Annotated in this window: 14 protein-coding genes; 4 read left to right on the forward strand and 10 right to left on the reverse strand. The window is 60.4% G+C overall.

Annotated elements, in window-relative coordinates:
* Together ABSB13_RS10155 and ABSB13_RS10160 are read right to left on the reverse strand one after the other, a co-directional pair.
* On the reverse strand, positions 1–478 hold a 478-nt coding region (locus ABSB13_RS10155), incomplete at its 3' end, for a PLP-dependent cysteine synthase family protein (protein WP_428107866.1).
* 402 nt (positions 479–880) lie between these two features.
* A complete protein-coding gene (locus ABSB13_RS10160; RefSeq protein ID WP_428107868.1) occupies positions 881–1,486 on the reverse strand; it encodes a TetR/AcrR family transcriptional regulator in 606 nt (201 codons plus the stop codon).
* 90 nt (positions 1,487–1,576) lie between these two features.
* On the opposite strand from ABSB13_RS10160, the gene ABSB13_RS10165 reads away from it, so the two are divergent.
* The 3 genes from ABSB13_RS10165 (at position 1,577) to ABSB13_RS10175 (ending at position 2,883) form a co-directional block, all read left to right on the forward strand.
* The gene (locus tag ABSB13_RS10165; protein WP_428107869.1) at positions 1,577–1,882 is read left to right on the forward strand and encodes a hypothetical protein; all 306 of its coding nucleotides are present in this window, start codon (positions 1,577–1,579) and stop codon (positions 1,880–1,882) included.
* Between the two features lie 23 nt (positions 1,883–1,905).
* Positions 1,906–2,529 carry an FMN-dependent NADH-azoreductase gene (locus ABSB13_RS10170; RefSeq protein ID WP_428107870.1) on the forward strand — a complete coding sequence of 208 codons (624 nt, stop codon included), beginning with the start codon at positions 1,906–1,908 and terminating at the stop codon, positions 2,527–2,529.
* Between the two features lie 162 nt (positions 2,530–2,691).
* Complete coding sequence (locus tag ABSB13_RS10175; RefSeq protein WP_428107871.1) at positions 2,692–2,883, forward strand: DUF1127 domain-containing protein; 192 nt, start codon at positions 2,692–2,694, stop codon at positions 2,881–2,883.
* Positions 2,884–2,901: 18 nt separating this feature from the next.
* Here ABSB13_RS10175 and ABSB13_RS10180 read toward each other — a convergent pair whose 3' ends face one another.
* Genes ABSB13_RS10180 through ABSB13_RS10190 form a run of 3 tightly spaced genes read right to left on the reverse strand, consistent with a single transcriptional unit; the run spans position 2,902 to position 6,615 of the window.
* Entirely contained in the window at positions 2,902–3,756 is an 855-nt protein-coding gene (locus tag ABSB13_RS10180; protein WP_428107873.1) for an FAD binding domain-containing protein, read from the reverse strand.
* On the reverse strand, positions 3,753–6,125 hold the full coding sequence (locus tag ABSB13_RS10185) for a xanthine dehydrogenase family protein molybdopterin-binding subunit (RefSeq protein ID WP_428107874.1): 2,373 nt from the start codon (positions 6,123–6,125) through the stop codon (positions 3,753–3,755). The genes ABSB13_RS10180 and ABSB13_RS10185 overlap by 4 nt, the downstream gene beginning before the upstream one ends.
* Positions 6,118–6,615 (reverse strand): (2Fe-2S)-binding protein, encoded by a 498-nt coding sequence (locus tag ABSB13_RS10190; RefSeq protein ID WP_428107876.1) that lies wholly within the window; start codon positions 6,613–6,615, stop codon positions 6,118–6,120. Before ABSB13_RS10190 ends, ABSB13_RS10185 begins: the two co-directional genes overlap by 8 nt.
* A 215-nt stretch (positions 6,616–6,830) precedes the next feature.
* Here ABSB13_RS10190 and ABSB13_RS10195 point away from each other — a divergent pair, with 215 nt between their 5' ends.
* A complete protein-coding gene (locus ABSB13_RS10195) occupies positions 6,831–7,352 on the forward strand; it encodes a winged helix-turn-helix transcriptional regulator (protein WP_428107877.1) in 522 nt (173 codons plus the stop codon).
* A 31-nt stretch (positions 7,353–7,383) separates the two neighbouring features.
* Here the strand turns inward: ABSB13_RS10195 and fahA are convergent, their stop codons facing one another.
* Genes fahA through ABSB13_RS10220 form a run of 5 tightly spaced genes read right to left on the reverse strand, consistent with a single transcriptional unit; the run spans position 7,384 to position 12,250 of the window.
* Positions 7,384–8,700 carry a fumarylacetoacetase gene (fahA, locus tag ABSB13_RS10200; RefSeq protein WP_428107879.1) on the reverse strand — a complete coding sequence of 439 codons (1,317 nt, stop codon included), beginning with the start codon at positions 8,698–8,700 and terminating at the stop codon, positions 7,384–7,386.
* Positions 8,693–9,922: a CaiB/BaiF CoA transferase family protein gene (locus tag ABSB13_RS10205; protein ID WP_428107880.1), complete on the reverse strand. Its 1,230-nt coding sequence runs from the start codon at positions 9,920–9,922 to the stop codon at positions 8,693–8,695. The genes fahA and ABSB13_RS10205 overlap by 8 nt, the downstream gene beginning before the upstream one ends.
* A gap of 1 nt (position 9,923) precedes the next feature.
* Positions 9,924–10,688: an enoyl-CoA hydratase/isomerase family protein gene (locus ABSB13_RS10210; protein ID WP_428107881.1), complete on the reverse strand. Its 765-nt coding sequence runs from the start codon at positions 10,686–10,688 to the stop codon at positions 9,924–9,926.
* A 39-nt stretch (positions 10,689–10,727) separates the two neighbouring features.
* Entirely contained in the window at positions 10,728–11,552 is an 825-nt protein-coding gene (locus ABSB13_RS10215; protein WP_428107883.1) for a glutathione S-transferase family protein, read from the reverse strand.
* Positions 11,549–12,250, reverse strand: coding sequence for an SDR family NAD(P)-dependent oxidoreductase (locus ABSB13_RS10220; protein ID WP_428107884.1), 702 nt, complete (start codon positions 12,248–12,250; stop codon positions 11,549–11,551). The genes ABSB13_RS10215 and ABSB13_RS10220 overlap by 4 nt, the downstream gene beginning before the upstream one ends.
* Position 12,251: the final 1 nt, after the last annotated feature.

Consider the following 12,251-nt stretch of genomic DNA (forward strand, 5'->3'; position numbering starts at 1 on the left):
CCGGGCCAGTCGTTGTCTCGTGCGCTTGTGGATTGGCGGGATTGGCGAATTGGTTGATGAAGAGCGCGCCGGGCGTACGCGCAGTGATGGCCTCGGCGAGGTCTTGATAATAGTCGGGATGGCCGCGGCCGACGTCCGAGCGCGTGAGCACCACTTCGGCGCCCATCGCCTTGCAGTGCAAAATTTTCTCGCGCGCCATCTTGTCGGGCACGACGAGCACGATGCGGTAGCCCTTGCGCCCCCCGACTAGAGCGAGACCAAGGCCTGTATTGCCGGCTGTCGCCTCAACAATGGTGCCGCCGGCCTTTAGCCGGCCGTCGGCTTCCGCCGCCTCGATCATGACGCGTGCCGGGCGGTCCTTGATGGAGCCCGACGGATTGGCGCTCTCAAGCTTTAGGAACAGTCGACTCACGCCGCAGTCGAATTTGGTGACTTCGATGAGCGGCGTTTCGCCAATGAGATCGAGAACGGAGGCCATGAAGCACTATAATCCATCATGGCCCGTCCGTTCGACTAACCCCTTGGTGACCCGCTGCGGTGAGCGACGAAAGCAGGGAACCGTCCCAGCTATCCGAAATGCCTCCAGGTCAATGTTTGGAAACCAAGCCAGGGTCGAAAGAAGGGATGCTAGCGTCGATCTTGGCACCCCAGCATTCTCTCTCACCCCGCGATAAAATCCGCTAGAAGGAGAAACACTGCGGTCTCTAGAGGGCATTTACGAGGGACAACTAAAGCAAAAGATGATGGGTTTACGCGCGCGCGAGGTCGCGAGCCGCACGTCATCACCCGCGCGAGCTGCTGGGCTTGGACAACCGCCCAATCGACACAGCACCGAGTCTCGCGGTGAAAGCTCTGTCCTCGGACCGATCGGGCTGCCGGCTCAAAAGATGGTGTGGGCCTGGATCGTCGCTTCGCCCATCCTCACGAGCCGATCATCGAGTCCCTTCCGGCCCATACTCTGTGCCGTGACGCGCGCGCCTTCGAGCAGCAAGAACAGTTCGTCCGCTAGCATTTCGGGTTCGGCGAGCGAGGCCGCGGCGCATAGCTGAACGAGGCGCTCGCGTTGCGCGGTCTTGAACGCTTCGATCACCCGCCGCGCCGGATGGTCTTTCTCAGGGAGCTCGACGGCGGCATTCGCCAATGCGCAGCCGCGCTCGTCCCCGTTAGCCACGTGGGCGGCCATGTTCTTAAGCCAGGCACGCAGCTGTGCGGACGGCTCTCCCGGATGGTCGGCCTCGAGCCGGTCCCAGGACGCCTTGGCCTTTTCGGCCAGGCGTTGGAGGTACTCGGCAACCAGCTCGTCCTTCGAAGAAAAGTGCCGGTAGAGGGTCATTTTGTTCGTTTCGGCAGCTTCGGCAACCGCGTCGACCCCCACGGCGCGGATGCCGTGGCGATAAAAAAGCTCGGAAGCGGCGGACAAGATCCGCTCGCGTGGTGAAATTCGCTCGACTTTATCGGCACTTATTCGTTTTTCTGCTGTGCTCATTGTTTTCCCCCTTGACAAGGGTGTTACCGGTCAGTACCTTACCAAATGTAGTGTTACCGGTCAGTATCACAAGGCCAACAGGAAGTCACGTTGTTTCTCGGCCCCCTGAACGGACCTGACCGAACAGAGGTCACCATCATGAAGTGCAAAATACTCCGGGGGCTAAGAATTCTACTCAGCGTCGCTGTTTTGGCGGCCGCAGGCAGCCGCAATGAGGGGCTCAGCCTGATGGTCCAGCAGATCAGCGTCATTGGCCCTCGGCAATGGCTCGGCCTGATGGCTGGGTCGATCGTTGCCGGCGCGCCCGTGATCGCGCCGCTGAGCGACCGCATCGCCCTCTCACTGGCTTACGGACCCGGCCGAGCCTCCGGGAACAGCACTGAAAATTCCGCGTGATTCACTAAGCAGGAGCGAAAATCATGTCCCGCATCCTCTACGTCAGCAGTAGCCCGCGCGGTAGCGCGTCCTACTCCAATCAAATCGCCGCCCGCGTCATTGACGAGCTCCGGCAAGCCAATCCACAAGCGACTCTGACCGTGCGCGACCTTGCGCAGAATCCACTTCCCCACATCGACGCCGATTTCGTCGCTGCGACGAGAAGCGCCGATGGACCGCGCACGGAGAAACAACGCGCTATCCTTGCGCAATCGGATGCTTTGGTCGACGAGCTACTCGCCGCCGATATCATCGTCATCGCCGCGCCCATGATCAACTTCAGCGTCTCGACAACGCTGAAGTCCTGGTTCGACTACATCGCGCGCGCCGGACGCACGTTCAGCTACAGCGAGGCCGGCCCGAAGGGTTTGGTCACCGGCAAGCGCGTGATCGTCGTGAGCGCGAGCGGCGGCATCTACTCCGGCGACAGTGCGGCATTCGATTTCCAGGTCCCGTGGCTCAGAAACATACTCGGTTTCCTCGGCATGACCCATGTCGAGATCATCCGCATCGAAGGCACCGCATATGGACCTGAGGCCGCCGACAAGGCGCTCGAACGGGCTACCGTGCAGGCACGCGATCTGGTCGGCGTCTTGGCCGCTGCCTGACGGCGCGGCTGCCGTTTCTTTACGTTGACCACTCTCGCTGTGCGAGCATGAGCCGCGCGCTACCGTTCGCCGGAGCAACCGAACCCTTGGAGACACTCGAACAAAACAACTGAGCAGCAATAAAGGAAGATGCAAATCAACAAACAAACTACGAGAAGTACCATGAACATTCCGATGTCCCGTCCGTATCACTCATCGCGTTGGAGCCAGCTGAAACGTCATTTTGCCAAATGGCAACGTCGCGCTCATTCGCGCCACGAGTTGATGAACCTCAGCGACAGAACCCTGCGCGATATCGGCCTCGCTCGCTGCGACCTCGGGATCGAAGGGCCTAAGGTTTTTCGGATGCCATGATTGAGTGCTCGAGAGTGATCAGGAAGTCTTCAGAGACGACAATGCCCGGGCCACCTCGGTTTTGACGAGGTGTTTGCGATAATCCGCAGAGGCGTAACGATCCGATAGATATTCGGCATGTTCGCTCACGATCGATGCAGCTTGTTCCATGTTTCGGCTCGATAACGATTTGCCGATCAGGAATGCACTCGCGGCGTCGGGAGCGAATGCCCGCGCGGTCGCTCCAGTGACGCCAATGACCGCGTCCGAAACCACACTGTCTTCAAGCCCAACGGCGACCGCGATGCCGATGATTGCATAGCCACTCGCCGGATGGCGGATCTTGCGATATCGGAATTGCGCACTTGGCTTGGGCCGCTGAATGTGAACGGCCACCAGCACTTCGTCGGTTTCGAGCGCGGTGGTCATGATGTCGACAAAAAAATCTTTGGCCGCGACGCGCCGGCGACCGGCTGGACCTGCAAGTTCGAGTTCGGCGTTTAGCGCAAGGACCACGGCCGGCCAATCGGCCGCGGGATCGGCGTTCGCAAGTGAGCCACCGATTGTGCCACGATTTCGCACCTGCGGATCGGCGATCGTGTTAGCAGCATCATGGAAGAGCGGCAGCGCCTGACGCAGACGCTCGGAGGAAAGCAGCTCCGCATGGGTGACGAGGGCACCGATCCTGATCCGATCGCCGATCTCAATTCCCTTAAGTTCCTCGATGTCGCGGATATCGACCAGCAGAGCAGGGGATGCCAGCCGCAACTTCATTGCTGGAATTAAGCTATGGCCGCCGGCCACGAGCTTGGTGCCTTCGGGATCATCCTGCAGCAGGCGGATGGCTTGCGGCAAAGAGCTCGCACAGACGTACTCAAATGATGCTGGTATCACTGCCTTACTCCAGAGCGGGCGATTTGAATCGCCGACCAAATGCGCGGCGGCGTCAAAGGCATGTCGAGGTGCGTTATCCCGAACGGTGACAGCCCGTCGAGAACTGCGTGGACAATTGTTGGGGGCGCAGCGATCGAGCCATTCTCGCCAATACCCTTCACGCCGATCGGATTGGTCGGCGACGGCGTCACCTGAAACAACGATCGGATGTTGGGAACACTTTCCGCGTGCGGTACGGCGTAATCAAGCAGTGAGCTGGAGATAAGTTGTCCACTATCCGATTCGTAGCTCACCTCTTCCCAAATAGCCTGGCCGATCCCTTGCACGACTCCGCCGTGAATTTGTCCTGCAGCGAGGAGCGGATTGATAAGCGTGCCGGCATCGTCCACCGCGACGTAGTCAAGAATATTGACGATACCCGTTTCGGGATCGACCTCGACATAGGCCAAGTGCACGCCGGATGGCGAACTCATGCCAGCCGGATCATAAAATAGCGTCTCGTCGAGCCCCGGCGACATTCCATCCGGCAGCTTGTGCCCCAGATAGGCCATACGGGCGATGTTCGAAAAACTCAGCGGAGCAATATCGGTTCCCGGTACGCTGAAGCTGCCCGCCCGATAGGAAACGTCTTTTTCATCCACTTCCAACAAGCCCGCAGCGATGCTCTTTGCCTTGTCGACAACACGCTTTGCGCAAACGTGAACGCTCGATCCGCCAACCGCCATCGAGCGGGAGTTGAATGTACCGTGGCCGGCCTGCACCTGGCGCGTATCGCCCTGGACGACATCGATGTTTTCAATCGGAATCTGCAGGACATCGGCGGCGATCTGCGCAAGCGACGTGTTGTGGCCGTGACCTTGACTCATTGAGCCTGAGTAGATTGTCGCACGGCCGCTCGAATCAACGCTGACGCGGGAACTCTCCCAGCCACCACGGTCGAACCCCATCCTGCCCAGGCGGCGCGATGGCGCCATGCCGCACATGTGCGTGTATGCGGCAACGCCGACGCCGCGGTAACGGCCCTGCCCGCGCAATTCGTCGCGTTCGTGGGTGCGCGCCGCGTAGTTGAAAGCTTGCAACGCCTTTTCGAGGCAGCCTTCGTAATCTCCGCTGTCGTAGATAACAGCTGGACCATTGTACGGCTTATATGGAAAATCGGCCTTCTGAATGAAATTTTTCCGCCGCACGGCTACTTGGTCGAGATTGAGGTGCCGGGCGACTGCGTCGATGGCTCGCTCCGCGATGTAGCCACCTTCGGGGCGGCCGTAGCCACGATACGCATCGACCGGGACGGTATTGGTCACGACGACCCTTGAGATGGCTTCGTAGTTCTCGATCTTGTAGGTGCCGGTGCCAAAATTGATCGTATTCACCGTCGGGCCGCCGCTAGCCATGTTCGACAGATAAGCTCCGACATTGCCCAACGTTTCCACCTTGAGGCCGAGTATTTTGCCGTCGTTGCGGATAGCGATCTCGATATTCTCGGTGTGGGCGCGGCCGTGGTGCGTCGCTTGATGGCTTTCCGAACGCGATTCCCACCACTTGACTGGAGCGCCAAGCGTGCGCGCCAAAAATGGACACAGCAATTCCTCCGGATAGAGGTGCATTTTGGCGCCGAAGCCGCCACCGATATCGGGCGCGATGATGCGCAGCTGATGCTCCGGAATATCGACCGTCTCCGCGATCCACCGCCGGTGCATGTGCGGCACCTGGCTCGGCATATAGACGGTCAGCGTTCCGTCGCTGTTCGGATCGGCGAGAACTACGCGCGTCTCCATGCAGGTCGGGATCAGTCGATTGTTTGCAACACGCAGCTTTATGATCTGGTCGGCCTCGCGTGCGGCCTTACGGTAATCGCCGCCACCGACTCTGTAGACCGTCGTAATGTTGTTTGGCACGTTCTCGTGCAGTTGCGGCGCGTCATCGCCAATGGCCTGCTCCTCGTCGACTACCGCAGGAAGTGCGTCGTATTCTACCTCGATCAGACCCACAGCGTCGTAGGCCAGAGCCTGAGTTTGCGCCACGACCAACGCTACGCACTCACCGACAAAACGAACGCGATCAAGCGCAACAACGGGTCGTACCGGAACTTTAGTGCCAGGTATGATCCAGTTCGGCGCAATCGGTCCGATCTTGCCGACGAGGTCGGCGCCGGACAGAGCCACGCGAACACCTGGCGCTGCTTTCGCCGCCGTAAGATCAATACGCTTTATGACCGCGTGGGCATGCGGCGATCGCAGTACCGCCATGTGCAGCATGCCCGGTACCTTGATGTCGTCGACGTATCGGCCTTTGCCGGTGATGAATTTGAAATCTTCGCGCCGGCGCAAAGGCTGGCCGATATAAGTAGACGCCGCAGCCTCAGTCATGCCTTTGCGCTCCCGCCGCGAGGGACTCGACCGCTCGCACAATGTTGTGGTAGCCGGTGCAGCGGCAGATGTTGCCACTTAGGCCGTGCCGAATTTCGCGCTCGCTCGGATTCGGGTTCTGCTTTAGCAACTCGCGGATGGTCATGATCATTCCCGGCGTGCAGAAGCCACACTGCAAGGCGTGGTGCTCGTGAAACGCCACCTGAATCGGGTGCAGCGCACCGCCGGCTGGCGCCAGACCTTCGATAGTCGTGATAGACGATCCATCGGCCATCACCGCGAGCACTGTGCAGGATTTGACCGCCGCTCCGTCGATGTCGACGGTGCAGGCGCCGCACTGTGAAGTATCGCAGCCGATATGGGTTCCCGTCAGGTCGAGATCGTCACGAATGAGGTGCACCAAAAGCTTCCGCGGTTCGACGGAGACGGTCCGGCGGACACCATTGATCGTGATCGTCACCGTATGAAGCTTTTCCTCGGCATCGAGCATTCGAATCTCCATTCTGAAGATTAATCACAGTCCATTCTCGGGCTTCCGGACTATCCTGCGGGGACTATCGGCGTGCCAGCGTGCTCCACCTGCCTAGGAAACGATAACGAGATCAGTTCATCAGAAAGTCCTTTCCCGTGCTATTGCTCAATAGAGCCGTTGACTACGTGGCATAGTCACTCTAATCATAAGAGTGACAAGAAGGCAAGCTTTTCATGCGGTCCAAGAGCTTTGACGGCATGGCCTGTTCGATCGCCGGTACCCTCGAGGCGATCGGCGATCGGTGGGCCGTGCTCATTCTGCGCGACTTGATGCTTGGCCTGAGCAAGTATGAGGACCTGCGCCGATCATCCGGTGTAACCCATGCGACCTTATCCGCCCGGCTCAAACATCTCGAAGAGAACGAATTAATTAGCCGACGGCGCTATCAAACCAACCCTGAACGATATGAATACGTTCTAACCCGAAAGGGCAGCGATACCGTTCTCTTAGCTCACGCGCTGCTGCAGATCGGCGACAAATGGGCGGTCAGCGGAAGGCAGGGCCCGCCGGTACGATTTGTAGATCGAAAATCTGGACGGGCAGTGAAGCTGGCGCTCGTTGACGCGGAGGCTGGGGTGCCGGTCAAGTGGGCGGATATCGTTCCACGCGAAGGTCCCGGCGCCGACGATCTGGTACGGTGGCGCCTGAAGCACTTTAAAGCTCGGCAGTCTCTCAAATCGAAGTTTGGAGCCTGATATCAACCCGAACATGCAACATCCAAAATAATTAAGTCTCGCTAATCTGACCGCGAAGTTCGCCGAAGCCAATGCGTGCAAAACCTGGTTTTTTGCACCAACCTTTGAAGACGATCGCATCGCCGTCGTCCAGGAAGCCGCGCTGTTCGCCATTGTCTAGCGTCAGGGGCCGACGTCCCGCTTGACTCATCTCCATCAGCGCGCCCGCTTCTTCGGGACCCGGGCCCGAGATGGTGCCACTCCCCAGCAAATCGCCGCTTTGCAGATTGCAGCCGCCGATCGTGTGGTGCGCTACCATCTGCGCGACTGTCCAATACTGATGCCGGAAGCTCGTTCGGGACAGCCGTTGCGCCAAAGCCCCGTCGCGGCGGTGGCGTTCGGTTTCCAGCCACACCTCCAACTGGATATCGATGGCACCTTGGCTGCGGTTGCGCGGGTGCTCGAGATAAGGAAGTGGCTGCGGTGCATCGTTCCCGCGAAGCCATGGCTGACGGTAAGGTGCTAGCGCCTCCATAGTCACGACCCAGTGAGAGATTGTTGTAGCGAAATTTTTTGCCAGAAACGGACCCAGAGGCGCCGATTCCCAAGCTTGGATGTCGCGGGCCGACCAGTCATTGAGCAGACAAATCCCGAACACATGGTCCTCGACTTCGCCGAGTGGGATCGCTTCACCTTGGGCGTTGCCGGTACCGATAAAGATTCCAAGCTCGAGTTCATAGTCCAGCTGCGAACAACGGCCGTAGGTCGGCACAGATGCTCCTGCCGGCAAAACCTGCCCCAAGGGTCGACGCACCTGCTGACCGGAAATCCCTACGCTCGACGCGCGCCCATGGTAGGCGAGCGGTATCCAGTGAAAGTTCGCGGTAAGCGGATCTTTAGGCCTGAAGAGGCGGCCGATATTCGTGGCGTGATGAATCGAGGTGTAGAAGTCCGTGTAGTCACCGATGCGCGCCGGTAGCGAATGCTCCGCTTGCGCTTGAGGCACCAAGCAGGTCTGCAATTGCTGACGCGTAGCATCGTCGGCATCGCGGTGCAGCAGATCGAAGAGCGTATGGCGCAAGGCCCGCCAAGCTGCGGGCCCCATTGCAAAGAAGTCATTGAGCTGGGGATTGCAACACGCACGGACCGCATCTGCGGACAGTCCTTCGAGGGTACTGAGCAATGACAAGGCGGCCAAGTCTAGAATCTGGTCGCCAATAGCCACACCACAGCGGGACTTCTCGCTGCCGCCGACGCGGCGGAACACGGTGAACGGCAAATTCTGAATCGGGAAATCACATCCCGCTGAATTCCCGGTCTCGATCCAGCTCTGCGCTGCCGCATCGTGGGTGTAATTTAATTCAGTCATAGTCGCCGCGCGGCGCCCGTCGGCTTAAAAGCACTCGGCGTTGCCGTAAGTCCTCGATCACGACTTGACTGATCCCCCGCTCCGTAAGCAACTCGGCATTGTGCTCGCCCTGATAGGCTGGTGATCCTGGTGACGGCAGCGTGGAACGGCTAAACCGCCAGGGCGGACCCGGCATGCGCACACTGCCGCCGCCACGGTCGTTCACTTGCACGATAGCGCCCCACTCCTTGGCCCATTCGGTTTCCGCAAGCTCCTGTGTGCTGCGGATCACGCCAATAGCTAGGCCTGCTTCGCTCACCTGAGCCTGCAATTCGTCAAGATCGGCGAAGGTCAGAATCCAGGCTCGCACTTCCGCCAGCAGTGCCTTAAGATTCTGCCGACGCAGTGGCGCGCTGGCAAACTGCGGATCGGTCAGCAGGTCGGTGCGCCGCATCATCGCGCAGTAGCGTACAAACATCGGCGTATAGATCGGGCTTGCTGCAATGGTGATACGCCGGCCGTCAGGCAGATCGAAAATGTGCGACTCGGGGGCGCTCAGCGCCACCGGCTCCCCCTTGGTGTCGATACCTGACAACTGGGCTCCGGCTCGCTCGTTGACCGACAGCATGGTCGCGGCCATCGATACGTCGACGTGCTGTCCTTCGCCCGTGCGGGCGCGATGCGTAAGCGCGGCCAGAACGGCGATGACGCCTTGCAGGCCGGTGTAAAGGTCGGCGTGACTGCACGCGTCATTGCGCGGCTCTGTGAGCGCCTCGCCGTAATGGTGCTCCAGTATATCGGTAAGTCCTGTTTCGGCCTGCACTGTAGGCGCGAAAGCGGGTCGATTCCGCCAGGGCCCGGCCTGGCCATACCCGCTGATCGACACGTAGACGACGTTCGGGTTGAACTCGCGTACCTGCTCGTAGCCCAGACCGAAACGAACAAGGGTGCCAGGGCGAAAGTTTTCGACGATGACATCAGCGCTGCGGCACAGATCCCTTACGATCTCCCGCGCCTCCGGCCAGTTGAGGTCGATGCTGAGATTGCGCTTACCCGCATTTTGCTGCGTGTAGTACACCGACATGTTGTTGATGTGGGGCACACCCGCCCGCCCAGCATCACCCGCTGGCGGTTCGATTTTGGTCACATCGGCGCCCAGATCACGCAAGGTCTTGGTGCAATGCGGGCCAGCCAACACGCGGGTGAAGTCGATCACGCGCAGACCTTGCAGCGGAGCGTCCATGTCAGTTCCCCTCAAACACTGCCGAGCCGGGGCCGGAGGCGAGGAAAGCAGCCAAGCCGCGCTTCTGGTCGCCGCTGGCCCACATCTGATTGTTCATCTCAACTTGCCGCGCGTCGGCACCGCTGATCCCGTAACGTGCCGACAGATTCGCCAGCGTCTTGATGCCCCGAAGCGCGACCGTCGGCCCGGCGGCGAGTTGGCGCACCCAGGACATCGACGCTGTCGGCAGTTCGCTCTCGGGAACCACGAGGTTGACGATGCCCCAGCGCTCAAGCGCCACCGGGTCGTGCCGGCGGGCAAACATCGCCATTTCTTTGGCCCGCGCAGGCCCGGCGCGCTGCACCACGCGCTGCACGCCGCCCAGGAGGGGTAGCAGGCCGAGCGAAGCTTCAGCCATGCCAAATGAAGCCGTGTTGGCGGCGATGATCACGTCGCAGGTCAGCGCCAGCTCGAATCCACCGCCGAGAGCGGCGCCATGCACGGCTGCCACCACCGGCAGCGGCACGTTCTCTAGCGCGTCGATGAGCTCCTCGAAGTCTTTTTGGTCGCGGCGGCGCCCACCGCCTGTGAAGGCGTTGACGTCGGCCCCAGCGCAGAAGTGACGCATTGCGCTACGCAGCAGGATGCCGCGGCAACCGCCTGCCACGGCCTCACTGTAGGCAGCGAGCATTGCATCGAGAAACGCTTCGTCGATCAAGTTGTGTGGCGGCTTGGCCAGCGTGACGACGCCAACCGCACCGTCTTTTTCAAAAGTCACGATAGACATGGCTTTTTCTCCGTGCATTCACTGGTTATCGAGCGCGGTCTATTTGATCCGAGCCGCGCTCCTTTCGATCTTTTCAAGGTAACCACCGACGTCCGGCGCGAAGGCCGGGTGGGCGAGGAGCCGCCGAAAATGACTTGCCGATCGGGGATACGTTTTGGCGAATTCGTCGTCGAGCAGAAGAGAAAGCCGCGCCGCATCGAGGACGGATCGGCGGGCCCGCTCGTTGTGAAACAGGCATAATTCGGCAACGAAGCAGATGTCCGCGAGCGTTATATCGTCGCCGACCAGGAAGGAGCGGCGCGGTGCCAGCGCCTGCTCAATACCTAACAAATAGGCTGCGAAGGCGTCCGTCATGCGGGTATGAAGTTCGCGCGAAACGGCACCGTCGCGCAGAGCGAAAAGGTAAATCTGACCGTCGCGCGCGAATACCAAGCTTGCGTCCAGAAACCCGTCAATCCGAGAGCTTTCGTAGATGTCGCGGCCATAAAGTGGAAAGCGCTCCGTTCCTAGCCGAGCCACGGCGCGCATGATGCTGTTCGATTCGAAAATACCCGTTCGGCCATCCGGGCTGAACGCGGCGGGCACGGTGCCAAACGGCTGTGCCTCGAGAAATGCCGGGGTCTTGTAGAGTTTGCGATCGGTGAAGCCGACGCGACCGGTGCGGTCCGTCGCGATCAGCACGTCGGATGGCACATCGGCGATCGGGCGAGCATCGAAATCCCAGAGCCATTGTGACAGGTCGCCGGACGAGGCGCCGCGCACCTCGACCTCCACGCCGCATAGCCGGGCCGCGATCGTTGCCTTCCAGATCCGGGGATTGGGCAAATACGAGAAGATGCGCAAGGCGGCCATGGCCGTGCTCACCAGGTTTCGCCGTAGGGGCGCAGCTCAACGTTGAACGACCAGGCACTGCGATCCTGCCGGGTCAAATGCCAGGCTTCCTCGGCGATGGCGGCGGGTTTAATGAAGAATTCGTCGGGCTTGTCTTTGTAGCGCTCACGCGTCCAGGGGACATCGATCACCGCGTCAATAATAATGTAGGCGACGTGTACGCCCTTCGGTCCAAGCTCCCGCGCCATGGCTTCGGCCAGGATGCGTTGCGCGGCCTTGGTCGGCGCGAAGCCGGCGAAAGAAGACTTGCCCCGCAGTGCTGATGTGTTGCCGGTTACGATGATGTTGCCGCTGCCGACGCGTATCATGGCGGGCGCGAGGCGACGCGCCAGATAGAGAAGCCCCATCGTGTTGACTTGAAAATTGCGGTTGAGCACCGCGGGGTCGATCTCCAGGAATGAGCCGAAGACGCCCCCCACGGCGTTGTGCACCAAGGCGGTCGGCACGCCGAGTTCGCGTTCGATGCGTTCGGACACCGTTTCGACCTGCGCCGCATCGGAGACATCGCATGCGTAGCCCTTGCTTCCAGGAAGCTGGCGCTCCAGTTCAGCGAGACGCTGCGCGTTCCGCGCCAGCATGGCAACGCGATAGCCGCCGGCGGCAAATCGGCGGGCCAGTGCGGAGCCCGTCCCGGGACCGACGCCCGAAATCACGCAAACTGGTTCTGTCATC

The sequence above is a fragment of the Binatus sp. (SeqCode) genome (assembly GCF_050013435.1).
Lineage (GTDB): Bacteria > Desulfobacterota > Binatia > Binatales > Binataceae > Binatus.